The following is a 22,239-nucleotide window of genomic DNA, read 5'->3' as shown; positions in this document are numbered from 1 at the left end:
ATGCACTCCGAACATCGCTTCACCATGCCCGCATCCACGACGACGACGGCGGACGCGCACGCGGACGAGGACACGGAGCGGTTGCGCGCGACGGCCGGATTCGTCCGGGAGCAGGACACCTCCGACCTGCTCTCCCGCGTCCTGCCCGGCCTCGACGGCCCCGAACTGCGGGCGCTGACGGACCGGTGCCGCTTCGCCCACGCCGCCGTGCTCGTGTTCCCGCCCGACGAGCCCGCGCTCCGGGCCGGCCTGGCGGCCTGCGGACTCTCCGCCGAGGCCCCGGCGCGGCCCAGTGTCGTCGTACGCGAACGCCTCGCCGCCCGCCACGAGCGCACCCCCGAGGATCTTGACGTAAGGATTCTCCGTCCGGTGGTCCACGGCCCCGCCGGGGAGCACCGGACGGTCGAGGTGTTCGCCCTGACGGTGCCGGCCGGCTCTGGCCTGTCCGCGCTCGTCGAGGAGGAACGCCGCCTGGACCACGAGGCACACCTCGCCTTCGACGTCGAGCGGCCCGACCCCCTGGTGCTGCGCGGGCTGTTGGCGAGCTTCGCGCGCCACGGCGCGGCCGCCGACGGAGGCGGCTACAACCCGCACGAGAACGGCACGGTCTTCTACTTCACCGCCCCGGACGGTACGAAGACGCCGTACCGGCGCGTCGAGCTGTACGCGGGCGGGGACCACCGGGACGTCCTGGCCGAGCACCTCGGCCGTCCGCTCGTCCCGGCGGACCGCCCGCGCCGGCCCGGCGCGCCGCGGCCGGCGGAAGCGCTGCTGTGGCTGCTGACCGGCGCCTGGACCACCCAGGCCCTGGCGGCGTGCGCGCGGCTCCGGCTGCCGGAGGCCGTGCGCCGCCACCCCGGCGCCGGCGCCGCGGAGCTGGCCCGGTCCGTCGGCGCCGACCCCGACAGCCTGGCGACCCTGCTGCGGTACCTCGCCATGCTGGGCGTGGTCGTCGAAGGCCCCGACGGCTTCCGCCTCACCGATGTCGGCGCCCTCCTGGACGCGGACGCCCCGGGCTCGATGCGGCCCCTGGCGCTGATGTACGGCGGCCCCTTCTACGAGTCCTTCGCGCACCTGACCCACACCGTGCGCAGCGGAGAGCCCGGCTTCGAGCACCTCCACGGCGAGAACCACTTCGACCACTTCGCCCGCGACCCCGAACTCGCGGCCCTGTTCGACCGGTCCATGGCGTCCAGCGCCGCCATGTTCGACCCCCTCCCCGCGCACCCGGTCCTCACCGCCGCCGCCACCGCCCCCGGCCGCCCCCGCACCGTCGTCGACATCGCCGGCGGTACCGGAGAACTCCTCGGCCGGGTCCTCACCGCCCACCCCACCCTGCGCGGCATCCTTCTCGAACGTCCGCACGTCCTCGACGCGGCGCGCGCCCGGCTGGCCGCCACCGACGCCGGCGGGCGGTGCTCCTACCGGGCGGGCGACTTCGCGGACGTCCCGAAGGGCGGCGACGTCTACCTCCTCTCCCGCGTCCTGCACGACTGGGACGACGACCGCTGCCGGAGCATCCTGCGCCACTGCGCCGACGCCATGCCCCCGCACGCCGACCTCCTCGTCGTCGAACGGCTCCTGCCGGCCGACGCCACCCCCTCGCTCGCCACCGCCTGGGACCTCCACATGATGTGCAACACCGGAGGCCGCGAGCGGACGGCCGAGCACTACGCCCGGCTGCTCGCCGCCGAGGGCCTCGGCCTCCTCGGCCACAGCCCGCTGGCGCTGGGCGCCCACGTCCTGCACGCCCGCAGGACCTGACGCGTCCACCCGGCCCCGCTCATTCGGGCGGGGCCGGGTGGGGGATGCCGTGATCGGTGAGGAGCCGGCGGAGGGCCTCGTTGTCGCGCTGGAGCTCCTGGAGGTGGGCGCGCAGGGGCTGCAGGGCCTCGTGTAGTTCGGCGGTGGTGTAGCGGGGGGTGATGTGCTGCGGGCAGTTCCAGTCGAAGGCCTCGATGGTGATGAGGACGAGGCGTTCGACGATGGGCGGGTGGGGGTGCGTGGGGGTGGCCGGGCGGCTGAGGCGCCGGGTGAGCTCGGGGTGGGCCGCGGGGGAGGCGATGGCGGCGTGGCCGAGGATCTTGAGGCGGGTCCGGTTCGGGTAGTCCGTGAGGATCAGGGCCACGCGGGGGTTGTCGTCGAGGTTGCCGTTGGTGATGTATTGGCGGTTTCCGCGGTAGTCGGCGTACGCCAGCGTCCGGGCGTCCACGGGGTGGAGGAAGCCGGGGGGCCCGCCGCGGTGCTGGACGTAGGGCCAGTCGCCGGTGTTGACGGAGGCGATGTAGAAGCTGTCGCGCTCGGCGATGAAGTGCTCTTCGTCCGGGCCCAGCCGGTCGGGCTCGGGCCCCTCGGCCCGGGCCATGCGCTGGTAGCCGCGGGCGCTTCCGGCGGCGGTCTGGTGGTGCTGGACGGCGGGGGTGAAGAGGAGTTGGGCGTACCGGCTGGTCATGGGGTGGTCACCACCAGTAGAGGGGATAGCGGGGGGTGGCGCGTTCGAGGGCGGAGCGGACGAGTCCGGTGGCGGTGATGATCACCGTGGCGAAGGCGAGGAGCACGAGGAAGAGCCACGTGGGGGGCTGGGTGACCACGACGATGACGGCCGTGGCGGCGGCGGGGGAGTGGGGCGTACGAGCGGCCATCATGGCGCCGAGCGCGAGTCCGCCGGCGAGGGCGGCGGCCCAGGTGGAGGAGCCGGCCACGGCGAGGGTGGCGAAACCGGTCAGGGCGGAGACGAGCTGCCCGCCGATCACGCTGCGGGGCTGGGAGAGGGGGAGCGCCGGGGCGCCGAAGACGAGGGCGGCACTGGCGGCGAGCGGGGGGACGAGCATGGGCTGGTCGATGAGGGTGCCGGCCAGGACGACCGCGGTCAGGGCGACGGCGGCGGCCACGGTGGAGACGAGGATCGTCCGAGGGGCCGGGCGGGCCGGCGCCTTGCTGGCGAAGCGGCCGCCCGCGGCTGCCGTCGCCGGTCCGGGTGCCGGTGTCGCGGGCGCGGGAGTGGGGGCCGCCGCGGAGGGTGGATCGGGGGTCGTCGCGGGGGCCGCGTGGGCGGCGGTGTCGGACATGGGACCTGCTCCTGTCGATCGGAGGGGCGGCGGAGGCGGGGTGGTGCGGAGGGTGCCGGGGTACGGCGGCGGTGCCGGAGTACGGCGGCGGTGCCGGGGTACGGCGGTGTGCCGGGGCCGCCTGTCGGGCAAGGCGGCTCCGGCACACCGTGGAACGGGGTGGTGCGGGTCAGAAGCGAGCGGTGGCCTTGGAGGCGACCTGGTAGCCGAGGGTCAGCGCGGCGGCGTTGTCCCACTCGAAGTGCACGCCGATGTACTTCCGGCTGTCGGCCTTCTCCTTCGCGGCGGCGGAGAAGGACGGGAACGAGCGGGTGACGCCCTGGGCGAAGGGGTCGTCCGTGCCGGCGCTGAAGGCGAGGTCGTCACGGCCGAAGTGGTTCTTCAGCGCGCCCGCCCACGCCGCGGCTATGCCGGAGTGGCCGGAGACGTAGGTGGGGAAGTTGGGGCTGAAGCTGTTGCCCGCGAGGTCGCTCTCCAGCGGCTGCCAGGCCGGGTCGGCCGTGAGGTCCGGGTTCGGGACCTGGTCGGCGAAGTTGATGGCGTGCTGGGGCCGCCACAGGTCCCAGTCGGTGTCGAACTTGGAGTCCCAGATCGCGATGGCGGCGTCGGCGAGGGAGACCGACAGCTTCGCGAACAGCTTGGCGGAGTCGAAGGAGCCGCCGTAGGGGCGGTACTTCTTGTAGATGGCGATCGTGTGGTCGTACTGCTGGCCGACGGGCTTGTAGGTGCCGTCGACGTCGTTGGCCCAGTAGTGCGCGATCTGGGTCTGGTCGGCGGTGCGGACGGTGGAGTTCTTCCCGCCGACGGCCTTGACCTCGTTGACCTGGGCGGCGTACTCCGGGCTCTTGAGCATCTGCTCCGGCGTGGTGAACCCGGCCGGCTTGGCCGGACGCAGCTGCGATCCGCTGGTGAGCGCGAACGGCTTGACCTTGCCCCAGTTGGGGGCGCCGACGGGCTTGTTCGGGGCGGGGATCCAGTGGCCGGGGCCGGTGGTGACGACGTACGGCGTGGTGTTGACCGAGCCGTCGTTGGTGCGGTGCGCGATGATCGCGTTGGCGGTCTTGACACCGAGCTGGCTGCCCAGCTGCCGCTCGGCGGCGGTGCCCCGGTCGGGCAGGGCGCGGGCGGTGTTGAACGCCTGGGTGAAGTCCACGGTGGGGAAGGAGCTCTTCAGCGCGGTGTAGGCGGCGTGGTCGACCGCCGAGTCGACCGCTCCGTACCGGCCCGCGGCGGAGGCGTCCTTGGTGAGGTACGGCTTGCCGACCGTGCTGATGGAGTTGACCGCGTCGTAGATGGCGATGTTCATGATCGCGCCACCGCGGGTGAGCGGACCCGGCGTGCCGCCGACCTTGCGGAAGGCGTCGAGGATGGCGTTGTTCCAGTACAGGACGCGGTCGGGGGTCGCACGGGCGCCCGTGTCCGTGTCCAAGGAGGCCGCGCCGGCCGGGGTGGTGGAGACGGCGGCGGCGAGCACGAGGCCGGCGATGGCGGCCTTGGCGAGACGGCGGCGGCTCGGACGTGTGGAGAGCATCAAGGGTCCTTGTCTGTCTGACGGCGGGTCATCACCACCGACGCGGCGGCCCCGGGTGTGCGGGTCCTGGCGTTCCCGGGCGCCCTTGAGCGGGCCTGATCCCGGGTGGTGGGGGGCGGTTCCGGCGGCTCGGCGGCCTTCCGGTCCGGTGGTGACGACGTTAGAGCCGCGCGACGGCCCTTCCTGATCACGTCTCAGATGGCTGATATACCGGAATCCGATACCAGCACGTCAGCCGCTCATAACGGCTTGTTCGGCAAGGGCCGTTAGAGACGAGGGTGGGGTGAGGGCCGGGTCAGGGGCGGTCGGACGGGGCGGGGCCGCGGTGGTGGCGGCTGTAGTGGCGCGCGGCGCGGGCGCGGTTGCCGCAGCCGGGCGAGCACCATGCGCGCCGGGGCGGGGTGCGTTCGAAGTACAGGACGCAGCCCGGGGCGAGGCAGGGCTTGACCTCGAGGTGGGGGGAGGTCATCAGGCGGACGACCTCGTGGGCGAGTTCGGCCTGGCATTCCAGGAGCGGACCGCCCCCGCCCGTGAGGACGGACTGGGGCCGGCAGCCGGGCTCCCATATCAGGACCGGCCACGAACGCCCGAGCCCACCGGCCCGGTTGAGCTGGGCGACGTCCCGCGGGTCGGGTGCCTGCCCGAGGACCTGGGCCTCGATCAGACTCCGTGCGGCGTCGCGCAGCTGCTGGAAACACGCCACGTCGGAGGGGGCGATCCGCGCCAGGTCCCCCTCGCTCGGCGCGGTCGCGAACCGCTCGCGACACGCCCATAGCCACCAGGCGAGTTCGCGGGTTCCGGCCAGCCCGTCACGCAGGCAACCGCGCACCGCGTAATGGGTGTTGATGAACTCCAGGGCCAGGGGTTCGCCCAGCAAGGGCGGCCCTTCGGCGGGTGAGTGGGGTGCGAGCGGAGGGTGGGGGGACATCCAGGTTCCTTCGACGTCGTTGATGCGGGGACGACTTGCCGAGCGACGCGACGGCATGTCAGGATCCCATGACTAACGGGGGTATCCGCAGCGATGCGTTAGGGCAACGCTTAGCGGCAGGGTACGGCGTGCTGGTGCTCGGGGGCGAGCGGTAAGAGAACCGGCACGGCCCGGAGGAGCGTTCTCGCAGAACAGTCAGACGAACTGCGCCCGTTGCGGTCGACCGGACCGCGCGCGGCGCATTCCGACGCAAGATCTCTCACTCTTGGGGACAGCAATGGTATTGGATCTCGCCTTTCACCACCTGCGAACATTCAGAGAAGTCGCCCAGCAGGGCAACGTCTCGAAAGCGGCTCGCAACCTTGGATATGCCCAATCCAGCGTCACGAGTCACATCAAGGCCCTCGAAACGAAACTCGGTTATCCACTGTTCAGAAGACTTCCGCACGGTGTCCGGCTCACTCCGCACGGTGAGATCGTGAAAGAATACACCGAACGCATTTTCCAGACCGTGAACGAGCTGTCCGGGGCGCTGCACCCCGGAGCCGAGGCCGAAGGCCGGGTGCCGCTGGGCGCCGACGCGCTCCTCATGGAGCAGCGGGTCGGCCACCTCATCCGCGAGACCCGCTACCGCTATCCCAAGGTGCAGGTCTCCCCGCGCGCCACCAGCCTCCTGAACGTCGCCGAGGCGGTCCTGCGCGGTGAACTGCCGCTCGCCCTGGTGGCCCTGGACGAGGGGGCCCCGGCCCTGCCGGCGGAGCTGACCGCGGAGAAGCTTCCGCCGTTGCCGCTGGTCCCCGTCGGTTCGCCGTCCCTGGCGGCCGCCGACGACCTCGCCCACGCCCTGCGCAGCGTCCGCGTCCTGACCATCAACGCCGAGTGCACCTGCCACCGGCCCCTCCTGGCCGCCCTGCGCGACCGCTACGGCATCGACGCGCCCGTCATCGAGGCCGGTTCGGTCGGGGGAGTGCGCGAACTGGCCCGCTCCGGCTACGGCGTGGCGATGCTCCCGCCCGAACCCTCCCTGGCCGCCCAGCACCTCGCGGTCATCCCGACCCTCCCCTCCTGCGAACTGGACGTACGGGTCCTCTACGCCCAGCCCGAGCACCTGAGCCAGGCCGCCCGCTCGGTCCTGGAGCTCCTGCGCCGCCTGCCCTTACCCGCCGCCGGCACCGACCGCATGGCCGCCGTCACGTCGTTGACGGTCCTCAACCAGCAGACGGACAGCCGGCCCCTGCACCAGATCGCCTCCTAGGGCGTCCGGGCCGCCGGCCCCGCCAGGCCGCCGGCCGCGTCGTACCACCGGCCGGGTCGTACCACCGCCCGCCGCCTCGCCGTCCACGCCGCGAAGCCGTACGCCGCGACACCGCGAAGCCGTACGCCGCGACACTGGAAAAACAACCGGGAAAACACCCGGGAAACACCTGCGGCACGGCCCCGGAAATCGCTTCAGCCGATTTCTCCCAGGGGTCGTGCCCTTTGTGCTGTCCGGGTCTCGGACGGTAAGTCCGGCCAGAGATCCATCTGTTACCCCGATATCTCCTATCGAAAACATTCGAATCGCACGGATGTTTCTCTCATAGCCTTTTCGAGCGGCCGGATTTCAGCCGCATCGGAGGAGAGCATGAGGGAGATCATGGAAAACGTCCTCTACGTCCAGAACGTGTTCCGCAGCGGGTTCGACCTGAACGAGCTGGAATGGACCACCTGGAGCGAGCCGGGCCGAGTCAGCGTGGAGCACGCCGTTCTGTGGGCCCCCGACCAGGAGAAGAACGAAGACTCCGTCGGCCTGCTGCTGCGCTTCCCGCCCGGCGCCCACGGCGACTTCCACGAGCACCTCGGCTACGAGCTGATGCTCGTACTTGACGGAGTACTCGACCACAGCGACGGACCTTCCTACGTCAAGGGCGACCTGATCGTCGAAGGCCCGGGCACCGAGCACCAGATGTCCAGCCGCACCGGCTGCACCGTCCTGGCCATCCGCACCCGGCCGGCCGAGGCCCGGACGCCGGGCAAGGAGATCCGCCCCGTCGGCGTGACCGCCGCCGTGTGACCGGAAGGGACGGGGCCGCGTACTCCACGCCCTGGCCGTCCGGCCCCGTCTCCTTCCTCTCCCGACCGCCCACGCCACCGGAAAGAACCCCAGATGTCTGTGCCCGCACCCCTCCCGACGACCGCTCCGGCCCGCTCCGGCTCGCGCGTCCTGGTCTCCAGCGTCTCCTCCGACTCCCACACCTGGAACCTGGTCTTCCTCCAGTTGCTCCTGGAAGACCTCGGCCACCAGGTCACCAACATCGGCGCGTGTGTGCCCGACGAGCTGCTGATCGCCGAATGCCGCCGGCTGCGGCCGGACATGGTCGTGGTCTCCAGCGTCAACGGCCACGGGGCGCTGGACGGCAGCCGGCTCATCCGCCGCCTGCGCGAGCAGCCCGACCTCACCGACCTGAAGGTCGTCATCGGAGGCAAGCTCGGCATCCGCGGCGCCGAGGGCGAGTCCCACAGCGCCGCCCTGATGGAGGCGGGGTTCGACGCCGTCTTCGAGGACGCCGCGGGCATCGCCCCCTTCCGCCACTACCTCGCCGGAGCCGCCGCCCCGCTCGAAGCGGCTGGTGCGCGGTGAACGCGCGGCCCACCGGCTCCGCTCGGCCCGACGGCCCGTCCCGGCCGGACGGTTCCGTCCGGTCCGACGACTCCCGGCTCCCGGCCGGCGCGTCGCCGTCGTCCGGTCCGCAGCGGTCCGCCGCGTCGTCGCGGCTCGGCGCGTTCGCCTCCGCCGTCACGCGGGCCCGCGGCGAAGGGGTCCTGGTGGTCCAGCCCCGGATGGGCATGGCCACCGTCGAGGAGATGGGCCGGGGCCTGGCCGCGGTGAAGAAGGCCCGCGCCCGGGTCGTGGGCACCATCACCCTGGACAGCTACACCCGGGTCGGGGACCACGAGTCGGCCCGCCGCGCCCTCGCCGGCGGCCGCGACCTCAACGGCTATCCGATCGTCGCCCACGGCTCTGCCGTGACCCGCCGCCTGGTCGACGCCGTCGCCCCGGCCGGGGACGGCTTCGCCGTCCAGATCCGCCACGGCTCGGCCCGGCCGTACGACATCATCCAGGCGCTGCTTGACGCCGGCCTGGACGCCACCGAGGGCGGCCCCGTCTCCTACTGCCTGCCCTACAGCCGTACGCCGCTGGCCGAGTCGGTCGACAACTGGGCCCGCAGCTGCGACCTGCTGGCCTCCCGCCCCGGCACCCATCTGGAGAGCTTCGGCGGGTGCATGCTCGGTCAGCTCTGCCCGCCGAGCCTGCTGGTGGCCCTGTCCGTCCTGGAAGGCATCTTCTTCCGGCAGCGCGGTCTGGGCAGCGTCTCCCTGAGCTACGCCCAGCAGACCAGCCGCGCCCAGGACATCGAGGCCCTCCACGCGCTGCGCACCCTGGCCGCGGAACACCTCGGCGGCATCGACTGGCACGTCGTCCTCTACAGCTACATGGGCGTCTTCCCGCGGACCGTCGAAGGGGCCCTGGAGCTGCTGCGCGACAGCGCCCGGCTGGCCGCGGCCACCGGCACCGAGCGGATGATCGTCAAGACTCCCGCCGAGGCGCACCGCATCCCCACGATCGCCGACAACATCACCGCGCTGGAGGAAGCCGCCCGCGCCGCAGCGCACGCGCCGCCCGCGGACGCCCCGGACGGCGAGTTCGGCGTCCTCGCCGAAGCCCGCGCCCTGGTGGAGGCCGTCCTGGAGCTCCATCCGGACGTCGGCCAGGGATTCGTCCGCGCCTTCGAGCGCGGCGTCCTGGACGTCCCCTATTGCCTGCACGCCGACAACGCCCAGCGCGCCCGCAGCTTCATCGACGCCCGGGGCAGCCTGCAGTGGCTGCGGGCCGGGTCCATGCCCGTGACCGCCGTCAGCGGCGGCGCCCACACCGGTGTCCGCGCGGAGGACCTGCTGAGGATGCTCGGCCACGTCCAGGACTCCTACGACCAGGCCGCGCTGACCGGCGCCGTCCCGGCCGTCCCGGCGCTCGACTCCCGTACCGCCTGAACCTCTCCCCTGAACTCTCTGCCGCAGGGCCGGGGCCGTACCGCCCGCACGGTCCCGCCCGCCCGCACGCCCGCACGCCCGTGACTTCCGCCGTACGCCCGGCATGCCCGGCCCGCCCGAACCCGCGACCTCAAGGACTGCCCGTGTTCTCCAGCCCCGCCCCCCTCGACATCGCCGTCATCGGCAGCGGCCCCCGCGGACTGTCCGTCCTCGAGCGCCTGGCCTGCCGCCTCGTCCAGGACCACCAGGAACACGGGGACCGGCAGGACCATCCGGCCCCCTCGGCACACGGGGTGGCCACGCCGCCCCGTGACGCCCTGGGCGGGCGGGGTCCTCGCCGCCCCGTGCGCATCCATCTCGTCGACAACGCCGAGATAGGCGCCGGCCGGGTCTGGCGCACCGACCAGGATCCCTGGTTCACGATGAACACCGTCGTCAGCCAGATCACCATGTACTCCGGTGACGCCGACGACGGCCCCGCCCGCCCCGGCGCCGGCCCGTCCCTCGGCCAGTGGCTCGCGGCCACCGCCGCCGAGGGGGAGGTGCCCTGCGGACCCAACGACTACGCCTCCCGGGCGCAGTACGGGAACTACCTCAAGGCCGTCTACCGCTCCATCGTCGCCGCGCTTCCGCCGGGCGTCGAACTCGTCGCCCGCAAGGCGACCGTGACGGCCGTGCGGCCGCGGCCCGACGGCGGCTTCCTGCTGGACCTGGACGACGCCGCCGGCCCGCTCGCGGTCCACCGCGTGGCGCTGACGACGGGCCACCCGCGGAACGCCGCGGACCCCTTCGACGCGGCCATGGAGCACTTCGCCGCCCGCCACGACGGCGTCCACTACCTCCGCGGGGACTCGGCCGCGGACATGCCGCTGGGGGAGGAGACCATCCCGGCGGGCAGCACGGTCGCCATCCGCGGCCTCGGCCTGTCCTTCTACGACGTGATGCTCTCGCTGACCGTGGGGCGGGGCGGGGTGTTCAAGGCGGCCGCCGACGGCACGTACGCGTACGTCCCCAGCGGCCGCGAGCCCCACATCGTCGCCGGGTCCCGCAGCGGGCTGCCGATCCCGGCCCGAGGCCGCAACCAGAAGCCGGCCGACCACAGCCACCGGCCGCGCTTCCTCACCTCGGCGGCGCTGACCGCGGCCCGCGCCGCGCGTGCGGCCACCACCGGCAGCGGGCAGCTCGACTTCGCCGAGGACGTCCTGCCGCTGCTGCTCGCCGAAGTGGCCTACGTCTACTACACCACCGCCCGGCGCACCCGTCCGGGCGCCGGCGCCGACACCGGGTTCGCCCGCGCGCTGGCCGACGCGCTGCACCACGGGCACGACCTGACCGCGCTGCTGCGGGAGGCGGGGCTGGGAGACCTGGAGCCGCTCGACCTCAAGCGCCTGGCCCGCCCCTTCGATGACGCTGCGTTCACCGACCCGGATCACTTCCGCGGCGTCCTGCTGGAGGTCATGCGCCGGGACTTGGACCAGGCCCGGCTCGGCAACGCGGACGGCCCCCTCAAGGCCGCCCTCGACGTACTGCGCGACATCCGCAACATCGTCCGGGAGGCGGTCGACTTCGGCGGCCTGCTGCCCGCCTCGCACACCGGCGACTTCGAGCGGGGCTTCCTGCCGATGAACGCCCTGCTGTCGGCCGGCCCGCCGCTGGAGAGGGTCGAGCAGCTCTACGCGCTGATCACCCAGGGCGTCGTCGAGGTCGCGGGCCCGGGCACCGTCTTCACCACCGACGAGGCCGCCGCCGCCTTCTCGGTGTCGTCCGCGCAGGTCGCCGGCTCGGTCCGGCGGGCCACGGTCCTCATCGACGCCCGGATCCCCAGCCCGGACCTCCAGCGCGACACCTCGCCGCTGACCCGGCAGCTCCTCGCGGACCGCCTGGTGCGTCCCTTCACCATCCACGGCCCCGACAGCGGGCACGAGACCGGCGGCCTGGACGTCACCCCGGCGCCGTACCACGTGCGCGACGCCGAAGGCGCGGCCCGGCCGGGCCTGTTCGCGCTCGGCATCCCCACCGAGCACACCCGATGGTTCACGCAGGTCGGCTCCAGCCGCCCCGGCACCGGCCGCACCCTCTTCTACCGGGACGCCGACGCCCTCGCGCTCGCCCTCCTCGACCCGACCACCGACCAGCGGCCGCTCGCCGCCGCCGGCCAGGCCCGGAGCACCTCATGACCCTCTCCGCCCCCTTGCCCGCCACCCTGCCCGGGGCGCTCCCCGGCGCCGCGGACGCTGCCCCCGACGTGCGTCCTGCCGACTCGCCCGCCACCGCGGCCTTCCGGCACGCCCGTGACACGCTCCTGGCGCACCGCCTCGACCTGGACGCCGCCCGCGCCGCGTTCGCCTGGCCGGAACTGACCCGGTTCAACTGGGCGTTGGACTGGTTCGACGTCGTCGCCCGCGACAACGACCGACCCGCCCTGCACCTGATCGGCCCCGGCGGCCCGGCGGGCGACCGGATCCTCACCTACGCGCAGCTCGCCGCCCGCTCCGACCAGGTCGCCAACTGGCTGCGCGGGAAGGGCGTACGCCGCGGCGAGGCGATCCTGCTGGCCCTGGCCAACCGGGAGGCGGTGTGGGAGGCGATGCTCGCGGCGATCAAACTCGGCGCCGTCGTCATTCCCACGTACACCACCGCCACCCCCGCCGAACTCGCCGACCGCATCACCCGCGGACGGGTCCGGCACGTCCTGGCCGAGGCCTCCGTCACCGACCGCTTCGGCCCGGTGGGCGGATGGACCGCCATCAGCGTCGGCGGAGCCGTCGACGGCTGGCTCGACTACGACGATTCCCATGCGGCGCCCGCCGGGTTCACCCCCGACGGTCCGACCGACGCGGGCGCCCCGCTCTTCCGCTACTTCACCTCCGGCACCACCTCCGCGCCCAAGATGGTGGAGCACACCCACACCAGTTACCCCGTGGGCCACCTGTCGGGCATGTACTGGAACGGCGTCACCCCGGGAGACCTGCACCTCAACATCTCCCTGCCCGGGTGGGCCAAGCACGCCTGGAGCTCGTTCTTCGTGCCCTTCAACGCGGAGGCCACCGTCCTGGCCCTGCCGGCGGAGGACGCCACCCCGCCACGGATCCTGGACGTGCTGCGCACCCGCAGGCCCACCACCTTCTGCGCTCCGCCCACGGTGTGGCGGGGCCTGCTGGCGGCCGGTCTCGGCGAGGCGCCGCCCGGGCTGCGCGAGGCGGTCTCGGCCGGGGAGCCGCTGGACGCCGAGCTGATCGCGGCGGTGCGCGGGCGGTGGGGGATCGAACTGCGGGACGGATTCGGCCAGACCGAGACCACCGCGCAGATCGGGACCACCCCGGGCGCCCGGGCCGTCCCGGGCCGGATGGGCCGCCCGCTGCCCGGTTACGACGTCGTGCTGCTCGACCCCGAGACCGGCGTGGAGACCGCCGACGGCACGCCGGGCGAGCTGTGCCTCGGTCTCGACCCGCGTCCGGCCGGCGTGATGAGCGGCTACACCGGCGATCCCGAGCGCACCGCCCGCGCGTTCGCCGGCGGTCTGTACCGCACCGGCGACCTCGCGGTGCGTCACGCGGACGGCAGCCTGGCCTACCTCAGCCGGGCGGACGACATGTTCAAGTCGTTCGACCACCGCATCTCCCCGCTGGAGCTGGAGCAGGTCCTGCTGCGGCGGCCGGACGTCGCCGACGCCGCGGTGGTGCCGGTGCCCGACCCGGTGGGTATGTGGGTGCCCAAGGCCTTCGTGGTGCCGGCCGCGGGCGTCGAGGCCGGCCCGCGAACCGCCGCCCTCCTCTTCGAGGCGCTCGACGCCGAGCTGCCGCCGGAGAAACGGGTGCGCGTCCTGGAGTTCGCCGGCGCCCTGCCCCGTACCGCGTCCGGCAAGGTGCGCCGGGCCGCGCTCAAGGAGCAGGTGCCGGGGCGGGAGTTCGCCGCGCCCGTGGGGTGAGCGGGGCGGACAGGGGGGCGGGCACCGGCCCGGGAACGAGCCGGTGCCCGCCTTCGGTCTGCGGTGGGGCGCGCCTCGCATGCGGTGGGGCGCGCCTCGCATGCGGTGGGACGCCTCGCATGCGGTGGGACGCTTCGGATGCGGTGGGCGCCCGCGCGTGTGGTGCCGTGCGCGGTGGGGCGGTCGACGGGCCGTCGACCGCCCCGTCCCGTCAGCCGTCGGTGGCCTGCTTGCGGCGGGAGTAGTGCCGGTGGGCCTTGGCGCGGTTACCGCATCCGACCATCGAGCACCAGCGGCGGCCGCCGTTCTTCGAGACGTCGTAGAAGTGCAGGACGCACTCGGGGTTGGCGCACTTGCGGATGCGCTCCGGGTTCTCGTCGAGGAGCTGGAGGTAGACCTCGGCAGCCGTCCAGGCGGCGAGCCAGCCGGGGGAGTCGGTTTCGACGACCGAACGGGGGCCGTCCTCGTCCAGGAGGCGCCGGATCCGCCCGTGGCGGAGGGTCTCATTCAGGTCTTCGGCGACGGCCTGGCCGCCGGCTCCGCTGTCCACCAGCGAGGCCAGCGCGGTGCGGGTGGCCAGCAGGGCGTGGAGGGTCTCCTCCGTGGCGGGGACCTGCTCGCCCAGGTCGGCGGAGTGCAGCCAGATGGCCAGGCCGTCGGGGTATCGCAGCAGGTCGTGCGGGGTTCCGTCGTCTATCCAGCGGGTGTTGAGCAGGTCGAGCGGCAGGGGCTCCCCGATCAGGGGGCGCGGGTCCGCGGCAGGTCCGCGGGCCGGGTTCGTACGCATGAGGCTGCCCTTTCGTGTCGTCGGTGCATCTGACCACATGGCCAGATTCTAACCACTGAAAAGCATTTCACCGGTTGACTTCGCTTCGATTCAACCACTAAAGTTCACATCAACGGTTAGCCGGGAACGGCCCGGCGCCGTCACCTATCGAGAGAAGGCCCTCCCATGACGCAGTCCATCGCCGACAAGCCCCTGCAGACCGGCCACGTCGGCCTGAACGTCACGAACCTGGAGAAGTCGCTCCCCTTCTACATCCGGGTCTTCGGCTTCGAGATCCTGGCCGAGGGCAAGGACGACAGCCAGCGCTGGGCCTTCCTGGCCCGCGACGGCCGACTGATGCTCACCCTGTGGCAGCAGAGCCAGGAGTCCTTCTCCGGTGGGGCCGCCGGCCTGCACCACCTCTCCTTCCAGGTGGACTCCATCGAGGACGTCAAGGCGGCCGAGGCGGTCCTGCGCGAGCTGGGCGCCGACTTCGCCCACGACGGCGTCGTCTCCCACGGCGAGGGCGCCGGCTCCGGCGGCATCTTCTTCGCCGACCCCGACGGCATCCGCCTGGAGATCTACGCCCCCTCCGGCGCCGAGAGCGCCCCCGCCCCGACCGGTGCCGCGCCGACCTGCGGCTTCTTCTAGGAACAGGGACCGCGGGCTGCCACGCCCTGGCAGCCCGCCCCCCAACCCCCCGACCAGGACCCCCCAGCGGGGATCCGCGACACCTCCCCGCGTCACCGCCTCGGAAGGAGCCGGACATGGGCGTCTACCACCACGGCGAACGCAGCGTGCAGGAGCGAGCGGGCCTGCTCGACCACGCCGGGTTCTCCTCCGGGGCCATCAAGAGCGAGATCCCCGACATCGCCGTCGACTTCCTCGCCCAGCAGCCGATGCTCGTCATCGGCGCCGCGGACGACCACGGCGCCCTGTGGGCCTCCCTGCTCACCGGCGCCCCGGGGTTCCTCACCGCCACCGGGCCGGCCTCCCTGACCGTCGACGCCGCCCCGCCGGCCGGTGACCCCCTGCACCCGGCGCTCACCCGCCCCGCCCGCCTCGGCATGATCGCCATCGAACCCGCCACCCGGCGCCGCATGCGGATGAACGGCACGGCGAGCCCCAACGGCACCGGTCTGTACGTCGACCTCGACCAGGTGTACGCCAACTGCCCCAAGTACATCCAGAAACGCACGCCCACCACCGCGCCCACCGCCGACGCGCCCGACCCGACCCGCCGGCACGGCACCGAACTCACCCCCGGGCAGCTGGCCTTCGTGGCGCGGACCGACACCTTCTTCATCGCCACCGCCGACCGCGACGGCAACGCCGACGCCTCCCACCGCGGCGGCCACCCCGGCTTCCTCCAGGCCCTGAGCCCCACCCGCCTGCGCTGGCCCGACTACGTCGGCAACGCCATGTTCGGCACGCTCGGCAACCTCGAGGTCAACCCCCGGGCCGGCCTCCTGCTGCCCGACTGGTCCACCGGCACCCTCCTGCAGCTCACCGGCACCGCCACCGTCGACTGGGACCCCGGCCACGCCGCCGCCGTCCCCGGCGCCCAGCGCATCGTCGAATTCACCGTCGAACACGCCGTACAGAGCGACCACGCCTCCCCGCTGCGCTGGACCGCCCCCCAGTACTCGCGCTTCAACCCCCCGGCGCCCCAGCCCCTCGAAGGAGCCTCCGCATGACCCTGAAGATCACCGTCGACATGACCCTGTGCGAAAGCCACGGTCAGTGCGTCTTCGCCGCCCCCGAGGTGTTCTCCTTCGACGACGAGGACTACCTCCTCTACACGGCCGAACCCGGCGAAGCCCAGCGCGACGCCGTCGTCAAGGCCGCCGCCGCCTGCCCCGTCCGCGCCATCCGCCTCGAGGGATAGCCATGCCCGCCCGCCCCGAGAAGATCGTCGTCGTCGGCGCCTCCCTCGCCGGCCTGCACGCCGTCCAAGCGCTGCGCACCGCCGGCCACCACGGCCCCCTCACCCTCGTCGGCGCCGAGGAGCAGCCGCCCTACGACCGGCCGCCGCTGTCCAAGGACTTCCTCACCGGCCACACCACCGCCGAGGACCTCACCCTGGACGCCCCCGCCGAGCTGGGCGTCACCGAACGCTACGGCTCCGCAGCCGTCCACCTCGACACCGACGGCCGGGCGGTCCACCTCGCCGACGGCTCCACCGTCCCGTACGACGGACTGGTCATCGCCACCGGCGCCGGCGCCCGCCCCTGGCCCGCCCCGACACCCGCCGGCGTCCACACGCTGCGCACCCTCGCCGACGCCCGCGCCCTGAAGGACGACCTCGCGGCGACCCGCCGACGGCTCCTGATCGCCGGCGGGGGGTTCATCGGCTGCGAGGTCGCCTCGGTGGCCCGCGCGCTCGGCCACGAGGTCACCCTCGTCGCCCCCGAACCGCTGCCCCTGCAGGCCGCGATCGGCGCCGACGCGGCCGGCTTCCTCACCCGCCTCCACCACGACGCCGGCGTCGAGATCCTCACCCGCACCACCGTCACCGCCCTCCACGGCGAGCCCCGCGTCACCGGCGCCACCCTGGACGACTCCTGGCAACTGGCCGCCGACACCGCCCTCCTCGCGCTCGGCGCCATCCCGCACACCGGCTGGCTGGAGGACTCCGGCCTCGCCCTCGACCACGGCCTTCTCACCGACGCCCACACCCGCGTCCTGGGCGCCGACGGCCGCGCCCACTCCCGTATCGTCGCCGCCGGCGATGTCACCCGCTTCCCCCACCCCCACGCACCCGAGCCCCTCGCCCTGGGCCATTGGAGCCACGCCATCGAGCAGGCCCGGGCCGCCGCCCACACCCTGCTCCACCCGACCGCTCCCGCCACCTACCGGCCGGTCCCCTCCTTCTGGTCCACCCAGTACGGCGTCCGCTTCCGCGCGGTGGGACTTCCCCGCTACGCCGACCACCACGAGGTCCGCGAACTCGACCCGGCCGCCCGGCGCCTCGACATCGCCTACTACCGCCAGGGCCGCCTGATCGGAGCCCTCACCGCCAACCGCGCGGCCCGCATCACCGCCTACCAGGCGGCCCTCACCGAAGCCCTCACCACCCCACCCGCCCACCCCGCCCCCGGCACCCCGCGGGCGGCCTGACCGCAGGCCGCACGGAGCGGGATGCCGCCGACGACAGCGACGCGGCGGATGCCTGCGGCGCTCCGGCCTGCGGCTCCGTGGCGCGCACGCCCCCTCGGTCTGTGGCCCGCGGTCCGGCGCACGGCGAGCAGGTCCGCGGCCATGTCACCGGTGGCAGGTGCGCGTGAGTCCGGTGTAGGCCCGCATGAGGGGGCGGTCCCGGTGACCGTCGCCCTACCGGTTGTGCACGAGACGGTGCTGGTTCAGCGGCAGAGTTCCATGATGGCGTCGTCGAAGTCGGGGAACTCCTGGGCCGCCAGCTCGATCACGGCTGCCGCCGACCGGCGCTGGTGTGGTGCGCATCCTTCGGCGATGGCTGCCAACTCCGGATTGGGGCGCGCCTTCCAGTCCGGCTCGTACGAGGTGGCGGCTTCCCAGGGGCCGAAGCCGTCGGCCAGGAGCCACAGGAAGTCACCCAGGTCGCGGGCGACGACTCCCGTCTCTCCCTCGGACCCAAGGAAGACGACGGGCTGCTCGGCCAGGGGCCGACCGGGGCGGATGAGCCAGAATGCCGCGTACCCGCCGGTGCCGTCCATTCCGAACACGGGGAAGTCGCTGCCGTCCAGTTCGCTGTTCCCGGTCCACGCCTGGAACCAGTCGGTGGTCTCGGCAGCGGACAGGAAAGCCGGGAACGGCTCGAAGTCGACCCCGGACTTCCCGTCGGCGTAGTCGAATCGAACGGCCATGGCAGCGGCCAGCGCGGCGGGGAACTGTTGGTCATCGATGAGCGTCACAGGGACAGGCTAGCCAGGGGGTCGGACATCGACGCTCTACGAGCCGGGTTGTTGAACGACTGCCGTCTTGCAATCGTCGGGGGAGACAGGGCAGACCTGGTAGCGACAACGGGTGGCACAGGAGATGCTGCGCCACCCCTCATCGACCGTTCGGGCTGGGTTCAGCAGTCGTAACGGTGGGTGTAGGGGGTGCCCGGGCAGGTGTGGCACACGAAGAAGTACATGCCGCCGAGGTCGCCCAGGTCCATGTGGTGTCCGAACGTGTCGAGGACGCCGGGGTCCGCCTCGGCTCGCCAGGGCGGGATCGTGGATTGGTCCTGGCTGGGGTTCCGCTCGTCCAAGGGGAGCCAACGGCCCATGCCCGCCTCAGTCGCGGTGACGCTGAGCAGGTCATCGCGTTCAGCTAGGACGGTCCGGAGGCCTGGTCAGTCGACCTGGGCCACGAACGGCTGACCGCCCCCAGGCCTGTGGGCAGCGCAAGCCTGGGGGCAGCGATCTCCAGGTGTCGTCGGCGCTGAGCGCGGGGCTCGCGGACGGTTCGGGGCGGAGTCAATACGGTCATGCCCGGAGCCATCCAGGTCGAGGCAGAGCGCGCCCTTCCCGCCCGGCACCGTGCGCGGCCCGAGGACCAGATCAAGCGGCAGTGCGTCCCGCGCCGTGGCCGGCCCGAGGACGTCTCCGCCCTGGTGGCGTTCCTCGTGGGCCCCTCCGCCTCGTTCATCACGGGGCAGTCCGTCCACGTCGACGGCGGCTGGCTGCTCCACTGAGACCGTCAACAAGCAAGGAGACGAACCGAAATGATCGAACGAGTCCGCGCCGTCCTCGTCACCGCCGACGACACGATGCTGGTCATCCGCCGCACCAGGCCCGGCATCCCCGAATACTGGGTCCTGCCCGGCGGCGGTGTCGAGGCCGGCGACGAGTCCCGGGAGGCCGCCCTCCACCGGGAGATCCACGAGGAGATCGCGGGGAAGGCCGACATCGTCCGCCTCCTCCACACGGTGGAGACCGACGACGAGCGCCAGTTCTTCTACCTCGCCCGGATCGCGACCTGGTCCTTCGACGACCGAACCGGCCCCGAGTTCAGTGCCGAAGGCCGGGGCGAGTACACGCTGGAGGAGGTCCCGCTGACCCTGAAGGGGCTCGACGGCATCGACCTCAAGCCCGAGGAGATCGCCCACGTGCTGAAGGGAGCCATCGGCGCCGGAAGCCTCGGCGTCGAGGCATCGCTCTGAGCCAGCGCGTACAACGTCCTGCTGCCGGGCCGGCTCTGAGATGAACCGGTCCCGGCAGCCTTCCGGACTCAGCGGCGGGAGTCCGGCGCTTCGGCTTCGGCGCTGGCGTCGGGGTCGTAGACACGGACGTCAGCGGGCCGTTCCCGTGGTGGCCCCAGAGCTGCAGGCAAGGGCGGTGGGCGCCCGCGCCCCAGCGCCGCGCCTTCTCCCCGGATTCTCCCCAGGGGCAGGGGACAGCCCTTCTCGGGCATGCGCATTCGTGAAGTTGATCAGGCGATCCGGGGGCCGCTACAGCCAGTCCCGCCTCTTGAAGATGACGTACAGGCTCGTGCAGACCACGGCCATCAGCAGAATCGCGAAGGGGTAGCCGGCTGCCCATTGGAGTTCCGGCATGGTTTCGAAGTTCATGCCGTAAATGGTTCCCACCAGTGTGGGTGCGAAGAGGATGGCCGCCCAGGCCGAGATCTTCTTGATCTCCTCGTTCTGCTCGAAGCCGGCTTCCGCCAGGGCGCGCATCTCCGCGTTCTGTTGTTGGGTGACCAGCGTCGCGTTGACCGTGAGGATCTCCGTCAGGGCCTGGCGGAAGCCGTCCACGCGTTCGCTGGTGTGGGTGACGTGGTCGGCGACGTCGCGGAGGTAGCGCTGGAGTTCCTCGTCCGTGCCGTATTTGGCGAAGCCGGCCATCAGGGCGTGCAGCATGCCCACCAGAGGGCGGGTGGCGCGTTGGAACTCGACCATTTCGCGGGAGAGTTCGTAGATGCGGCGGGAGACCGCGGGGTCCCCGCCGAAGACCTCGGTCTCGATCTCGTCGATGTCGTTCTGGACGCCCTCCACCACCGGGGCGTAGCCGTCGACCACCGCGTCGAGGATCGCGTACAGCACCGCCTCCGGCCCGAGCGCCAGGAGTTCGGGGTTCTCCTCCATGCGGTGGCGGACCGCCGAGAGGTCCGGGGCGGCGCCGTGGCGGACCGTGATCACGAAGTCCCGGCCGACGAAGACGTGCAGCTCGCCGAAGTCGACCTCCTCCTGGGCGTCGAGGTAACGCGCCGCGCGCAGGACGACGAAGAGGGTGTCGCCATAGCGCTCCAGCTTGGGGCGCTGGTGCGCCTCCAAGGCATCCTCGATCGCCAGCTCATGCAGGTCGAACTCGGCTGCCAGCGAGTGGAGTTCGGCCTCCGTCGGACGGTGCAGGCCGATCCACGCCATGCCGTCCGGGTGCTTGCGGAGCTGGCGGAAGATCTCGGCGAGCGAGCCGGGGGAGGAGACCCGGTGCCCCTCGCGGTACAGCGTGCCCTGCACCACGCTCGAGCGGGCTGCCGACCCCTCATCGGAATCGGCCGGCGGCGCCGGAGTGGTGTCGGCCGGCGGCTCCGGCTGACGCCGCCAGGCTGCGCGGGGGCGGCGCTCCGGCATCGTGGGTCCACCCTTCGAGGTCGTGGTCGTGAGGTCGAGGTCCTCGGCCCCCCGGGGACGTCGGCAGGATATACGGGGCGCCTCACGCCGGGGCGGAGGCGACGCAGTGCCGGCGCCGTACGAGACCACCGCCGCGCGCTCTCGCCACAGCACCACCCCCGCTGCCGGGCTCCGCGCCCATCAAGCCCCCCGCGGTGGAAAACTGCCCCTCCTCCGGCCCTTGCGGACCAAAACTGTCCTCAAGTCGCCGTACCGTTCCCACCATGGCCTCCACGACGAACGCCCCGGTCCTCACCGCCCGTGCCCTCGGGCGCGCCACGCTCGCGCGGCAGTCGCTGCTGAGCCGTACCGCGCTGTCCGCCGAGGACGCCGTCTCGCACCTTCTCGGGCTGCAGGCGCAGAACACCAAGCCGCCCTACTACGCCCTCGCCGCCCGTCTCGCCGGCTTCCGGCCCGAGGCGCTCTCCGCGCTGATGGAGGAGCGGAAGGTCGCCCGGATCGTCACCATGCGCTCCACCATCCACACCCACACCGCCGAGGACGTGTTCACCCTCCGGCCCCTCGTGCAGGCCGCCCGCGACCGCGAGCTCACCCTCTTCCGCAAGGGTCTCGACGGCGTCGACCTCGACCGGCTCGCCGTTCTCGCCCGCGAGCTCGTCGAGGAGCGGCCCCGGACCCCGAAGGAGATCCGGGAGGCGCTCCTCGTGGAGTGGCCGCACGCCGACCCGCAGTCCCTCGGGACCGCCGCCCGCTGTCTGCTGCCGCTGGTGCAGGTCACCCCGCGCGGCCTGTGGCGCCGCAGCGGACAGGTGTGTCTGACCACCGCCGAGACGTGGCTCGGCCGCGCCGCCGAGCCCGCACCCGCCCCCGACGCGACCGTCCTGCGCTACCTCGCCGCCTTCGGGCCCGCCTCCGTCAAGGACATGCAGACCTGGTCCGGCCTCACCCGGCTCCGTGACGCCTTCGAGCGCCTGCGCCCCCGGCTCCTCACCTTCCGCGACGAGCGCGGTGTCGAGCTCTTCGACGTGCCCGACGCCCCCCGCCCCGACGAGGACGTCTTGGCCCCGCCGCGCTTCCTTCCCGAGTTCGACAATGTGCTGCTCTCCCACGCCGACCGCTCCCGGCTCGTGCCCGCCGAGGCGAAGGACCGCACCTGGAAGGGGAATCAGGCGTACTGCGTCTTCCTCCTCGACGGTTTCCTCGCCGGGCTGTGGCGCCTGGAGGAGGCCAAGGAGCGCACGACGATGACCATCGAGCCCTTCGGCCGCCCCGACAAGGCCCAGCGGGACGACCTGACCGCGGAGGCCGAGCGCGTGCTCGGCGTGATGGCGCGCGAGGGACTGCCGTACGAGATCCGGTTCGGCGCCGTCGCCGCATAGGCGTCCACGCGTAGAGCCGTCCGCCGTGCAGCCGCCGTGCAGCCGCCGCGTGGAGCCGGGTGTGCC

22 protein-coding genes and 1 pseudogene are annotated in these 22,239 nt (G+C 72.9%); 15 read left to right on the top strand and 8 right to left on the bottom strand.

Features of this window, described 5'->3' with window-relative positions; translation table 11 throughout:
• Window positions 1–24 precede the first annotated feature (24 nt).
• Window positions 25–1,764, top strand: a complete 1,740-nt coding sequence (locus ACZ6RC_RS13880) for a methyltransferase (protein WP_469582860.1) — start codon at window positions 25–27, stop codon at window positions 1,762–1,764.
• Between the two features lie 19 nt (window positions 1,765–1,783).
• Here ACZ6RC_RS13880 and ACZ6RC_RS13875 read toward each other — a convergent pair whose 3' ends face one another.
• The 4 genes from ACZ6RC_RS13875 to ACZ6RC_RS13860 form a co-directional block, all read right to left on the bottom strand.
• The gene (locus ACZ6RC_RS13875; protein ID WP_391142106.1) at window positions 1,784–2,452 is read right to left on the bottom strand and encodes a pyridoxamine 5'-phosphate oxidase family protein; all 669 of its coding nucleotides are present in this window, start codon (window positions 2,450–2,452) and stop codon (window positions 1,784–1,786) included.
• Window positions 2,453–2,459: 7 nt separating this feature from the next.
• Window positions 2,460–3,068, bottom strand: coding sequence for an HPP family protein (locus ACZ6RC_RS13870; protein WP_469582211.1), 609 nt, complete (start codon window positions 3,066–3,068; stop codon window positions 2,460–2,462).
• Window positions 3,069–3,237: 169 nt separating this feature from the next.
• Window positions 3,238–4,599, bottom strand: a complete 1,362-nt coding sequence (locus tag ACZ6RC_RS13865) for a vanadium-dependent haloperoxidase (protein WP_391142111.1) — start codon at window positions 4,597–4,599, stop codon at window positions 3,238–3,240.
• 295 nt (window positions 4,600–4,894) lie between these two features.
• Window positions 4,895–5,527 carry a CGNR zinc finger domain-containing protein gene (locus ACZ6RC_RS13860; RefSeq protein ID WP_391142113.1) on the bottom strand — a complete coding sequence of 211 codons (633 nt, stop codon included), beginning with the start codon at window positions 5,525–5,527 and terminating at the stop codon, window positions 4,895–4,897.
• Between the two features lie 277 nt (window positions 5,528–5,804).
• Between ACZ6RC_RS13860 and ACZ6RC_RS13855 the strand changes: the two are divergent.
• From ACZ6RC_RS13855 to ACZ6RC_RS13825, 7 genes and pseudogenes are all read left to right on the top strand, one after another.
• Window positions 5,805–5,990 (top strand): annotated as a pseudogene (locus ACZ6RC_RS13855) (LysR family transcriptional regulator); the annotation flags it as partial.
• Between the two features lie 15 nt (window positions 5,991–6,005).
• On the top strand, window positions 6,006–6,782 hold the full coding sequence (locus tag ACZ6RC_RS13850; RefSeq protein ID WP_469582858.1) for a substrate-binding domain-containing protein: 777 nt from the start codon (window positions 6,006–6,008) through the stop codon (window positions 6,780–6,782).
• Window positions 6,783–7,151: 369 nt separating this feature from the next.
• Window positions 7,152–7,580, top strand: a complete 429-nt coding sequence (locus tag ACZ6RC_RS13845; RefSeq protein WP_469582207.1) for a cupin domain-containing protein — start codon at window positions 7,152–7,154, stop codon at window positions 7,578–7,580.
• A gap of 93 nt (window positions 7,581–7,673) precedes the next feature.
• The gene (locus tag ACZ6RC_RS13840; RefSeq protein ID WP_469582203.1) at window positions 7,674–8,147 is read left to right on the top strand and encodes a cobalamin B12-binding domain-containing protein; all 474 of its coding nucleotides are present in this window, start codon (window positions 7,674–7,676) and stop codon (window positions 8,145–8,147) included.
• A complete protein-coding gene (locus ACZ6RC_RS13835) occupies window positions 8,144–9,559 on the top strand; it encodes a methylaspartate mutase (RefSeq protein WP_391142120.1) in 1,416 nt (471 codons plus the stop codon). The genes ACZ6RC_RS13840 and ACZ6RC_RS13835 overlap by 4 nt, the downstream gene beginning before the upstream one ends.
• Before the next feature lie 143 nt (window positions 9,560–9,702).
• Window positions 9,703–11,736: an FAD/NAD(P)-binding protein gene (locus ACZ6RC_RS13830; RefSeq protein WP_469582200.1), complete on the top strand. Its 2,034-nt coding sequence runs from the start codon at window positions 9,703–9,705 to the stop codon at window positions 11,734–11,736.
• The gene (locus ACZ6RC_RS13825) at window positions 11,733–13,487 is read left to right on the top strand and encodes an AMP-binding protein (protein WP_469582197.1); all 1,755 of its coding nucleotides are present in this window, start codon (window positions 11,733–11,735) and stop codon (window positions 13,485–13,487) included. Before ACZ6RC_RS13830 ends, ACZ6RC_RS13825 begins: the two co-directional genes overlap by 4 nt.
• 211 nt (window positions 13,488–13,698) lie before the next feature.
• Here the strand turns inward: ACZ6RC_RS13825 and ACZ6RC_RS13820 are convergent, their stop codons facing one another.
• A complete protein-coding gene (locus ACZ6RC_RS13820; protein ID WP_469582195.1) occupies window positions 13,699–14,274 on the bottom strand; it encodes a CGNR zinc finger domain-containing protein in 576 nt (191 codons plus the stop codon).
• Window positions 14,275–14,439: 165 nt separating this feature from the next.
• Here ACZ6RC_RS13820 and ACZ6RC_RS13815 point away from each other — a divergent pair, with 165 nt between their 5' ends.
• The 4 genes from ACZ6RC_RS13815 to ACZ6RC_RS13800 all read left to right on the top strand — a co-directional run bounded on the left by ACZ6RC_RS13815 (window position 14,440) and on the right by ACZ6RC_RS13800 (window position 17,373).
• Window positions 14,440–14,904, top strand: a complete 465-nt coding sequence (locus tag ACZ6RC_RS13815) for a VOC family protein (protein ID WP_391142128.1) — start codon at window positions 14,440–14,442, stop codon at window positions 14,902–14,904.
• A 116-nt stretch (window positions 14,905–15,020) separates the two neighbouring features.
• Window positions 15,021–15,950, top strand: a complete 930-nt coding sequence (locus tag ACZ6RC_RS13810) for a pyridoxamine 5'-phosphate oxidase family protein (RefSeq protein WP_469582191.1) — start codon at window positions 15,021–15,023, stop codon at window positions 15,948–15,950.
• Between the two features lie 2 nt (window positions 15,951–15,952).
• On the top strand, window positions 15,953–16,141 hold the full coding sequence (locus tag ACZ6RC_RS13805) for a ferredoxin (protein WP_391142238.1): 189 nt from the start codon (window positions 15,953–15,955) through the stop codon (window positions 16,139–16,141).
• 2 nt (window positions 16,142–16,143) lie between these two features.
• On the top strand, window positions 16,144–17,373 hold the full coding sequence (locus tag ACZ6RC_RS13800; RefSeq protein ID WP_469582188.1) for an NAD(P)/FAD-dependent oxidoreductase: 1,230 nt from the start codon (window positions 16,144–16,146) through the stop codon (window positions 17,371–17,373).
• A gap of 242 nt (window positions 17,374–17,615) precedes the next feature.
• Here ACZ6RC_RS13800 and ACZ6RC_RS13795 read toward each other — a convergent pair whose 3' ends face one another.
• Window positions 17,616–18,098, bottom strand: a complete 483-nt coding sequence (locus tag ACZ6RC_RS13795; RefSeq protein ID WP_469582855.1) for an SMI1/KNR4 family protein — start codon at window positions 18,096–18,098, stop codon at window positions 17,616–17,618.
• Between the two features lie 209 nt (window positions 18,099–18,307).
• Window positions 18,308–18,505: a hypothetical protein gene (locus ACZ6RC_RS13790; RefSeq protein WP_469582186.1), complete on the bottom strand. Its 198-nt coding sequence runs from the start codon at window positions 18,503–18,505 to the stop codon at window positions 18,308–18,310.
• 201 nt (window positions 18,506–18,706) lie between these two features.
• Here ACZ6RC_RS13790 and ACZ6RC_RS13785 point away from each other — a divergent pair, with 201 nt between their 5' ends.
• Both ACZ6RC_RS13785 and ACZ6RC_RS13780 read left to right on the top strand, forming a co-directional pair.
• The gene (locus ACZ6RC_RS13785) at window positions 18,707–18,913 is read left to right on the top strand and encodes an SDR family oxidoreductase (RefSeq protein ID WP_469582184.1); all 207 of its coding nucleotides are present in this window, start codon (window positions 18,707–18,709) and stop codon (window positions 18,911–18,913) included.
• A 30-nt stretch (window positions 18,914–18,943) separates the two neighbouring features.
• The gene (locus tag ACZ6RC_RS13780) at window positions 18,944–19,381 is read left to right on the top strand and encodes an NUDIX hydrolase (protein ID WP_469582181.1); all 438 of its coding nucleotides are present in this window, start codon (window positions 18,944–18,946) and stop codon (window positions 19,379–19,381) included.
• A gap of 288 nt (window positions 19,382–19,669) precedes the next feature.
• On the opposite strand, the gene ACZ6RC_RS13775 is transcribed toward ACZ6RC_RS13780, so the two are convergent.
• Window positions 19,670–20,794, bottom strand: a complete 1,125-nt coding sequence (locus ACZ6RC_RS13775; protein ID WP_469582178.1) for a magnesium and cobalt transport protein CorA — start codon at window positions 20,792–20,794, stop codon at window positions 19,670–19,672.
• Window positions 20,795–21,057: 263 nt separating this feature from the next.
• On the opposite strand from ACZ6RC_RS13775, the gene ACZ6RC_RS13770 reads away from it, so the two are divergent.
• Window positions 21,058–22,173 carry a winged helix DNA-binding domain-containing protein gene (locus tag ACZ6RC_RS13770; RefSeq protein WP_469582174.1) on the top strand — a complete coding sequence of 372 codons (1,116 nt, stop codon included), beginning with the start codon at window positions 21,058–21,060 and terminating at the stop codon, window positions 22,171–22,173.
• Window positions 22,174–22,239: the final 66 nt, after the last annotated feature.

It is taken from the genome of Streptomyces sp. NPDC048353, from assembly GCF_055587165.1.
This window is presented reverse-complemented; position numbering and strand designations above follow the sequence as displayed.

Bases quoted from the DNA above. Each gene is read 5' to 3' on its own strand.
- ACZ6RC_RS13880 (WP_469582860.1), top strand. From the start codon at position 25: ATGCCCGCATCCACGACGACGACGGCGGACGCGCACGCGGACGAGGAC.
- ACZ6RC_RS13875 (WP_391142106.1), bottom strand. From the start codon at position 2,452: ATGACCAGCCGGTACGCCCAACTCCTCTTCACCCCCGCCGTCCAGCAC.
- ACZ6RC_RS13870 (WP_469582211.1), bottom strand. From the start codon at position 3,068: ATGTCCGACACCGCCGCCCACGCGGCCCCCGCGACGACCCCCGATCCA.
- ACZ6RC_RS13865 (WP_391142111.1), bottom strand. From the start codon at position 4,599: ATGCTCTCCACACGTCCGAGCCGCCGCCGTCTCGCCAAGGCCGCCATC.
- ACZ6RC_RS13860 (WP_391142113.1), bottom strand. From the start codon at position 5,527: ATGTCCCCCCACCCTCCGCTCGCACCCCACTCACCCGCCGAAGGGCCG.
- ACZ6RC_RS13845 (WP_469582207.1), top strand. From the start codon at position 7,152: ATGAGGGAGATCATGGAAAACGTCCTCTACGTCCAGAACGTGTTCCGC.
- ACZ6RC_RS13840 (WP_469582203.1), top strand. From the start codon at position 7,674: ATGTCTGTGCCCGCACCCCTCCCGACGACCGCTCCGGCCCGCTCCGGC.
- ACZ6RC_RS13825 (WP_469582197.1), top strand. From the start codon at position 11,733: ATGACCCTCTCCGCCCCCTTGCCCGCCACCCTGCCCGGGGCGCTCCCC.
- ACZ6RC_RS13820 (WP_469582195.1), bottom strand. From the start codon at position 14,274: ATGCGTACGAACCCGGCCCGCGGACCTGCCGCGGACCCGCGCCCCCTG.
- ACZ6RC_RS13815 (WP_391142128.1), top strand. From the start codon at position 14,440: ATGACGCAGTCCATCGCCGACAAGCCCCTGCAGACCGGCCACGTCGGC.
- ACZ6RC_RS13810 (WP_469582191.1), top strand. From the start codon at position 15,021: ATGGGCGTCTACCACCACGGCGAACGCAGCGTGCAGGAGCGAGCGGGC.
- ACZ6RC_RS13800 (WP_469582188.1), top strand. From the start codon at position 16,144: ATGCCCGCCCGCCCCGAGAAGATCGTCGTCGTCGGCGCCTCCCTCGCC.
- ACZ6RC_RS13795 (WP_469582855.1), bottom strand. From the start codon at position 18,098: ATGGCCGTTCGATTCGACTACGCCGACGGGAAGTCCGGGGTCGACTTC.
- ACZ6RC_RS13790 (WP_469582186.1), bottom strand. From the start codon at position 18,505: ATGGGCCGTTGGCTCCCCTTGGACGAGCGGAACCCCAGCCAGGACCAA.
- ACZ6RC_RS13785 (WP_469582184.1), top strand. From the start codon at position 18,707: ATGCCCGGAGCCATCCAGGTCGAGGCAGAGCGCGCCCTTCCCGCCCGG.
- ACZ6RC_RS13780 (WP_469582181.1), top strand. From the start codon at position 18,944: ATGATCGAACGAGTCCGCGCCGTCCTCGTCACCGCCGACGACACGATG.
- ACZ6RC_RS13775 (WP_469582178.1), bottom strand. From the start codon at position 20,794: ATGCCGGAGCGCCGCCCCCGCGCAGCCTGGCGGCGTCAGCCGGAGCCG.
- ACZ6RC_RS13770 (WP_469582174.1), top strand. From the start codon at position 21,058: ATGGCCTCCACGACGAACGCCCCGGTCCTCACCGCCCGTGCCCTCGGG.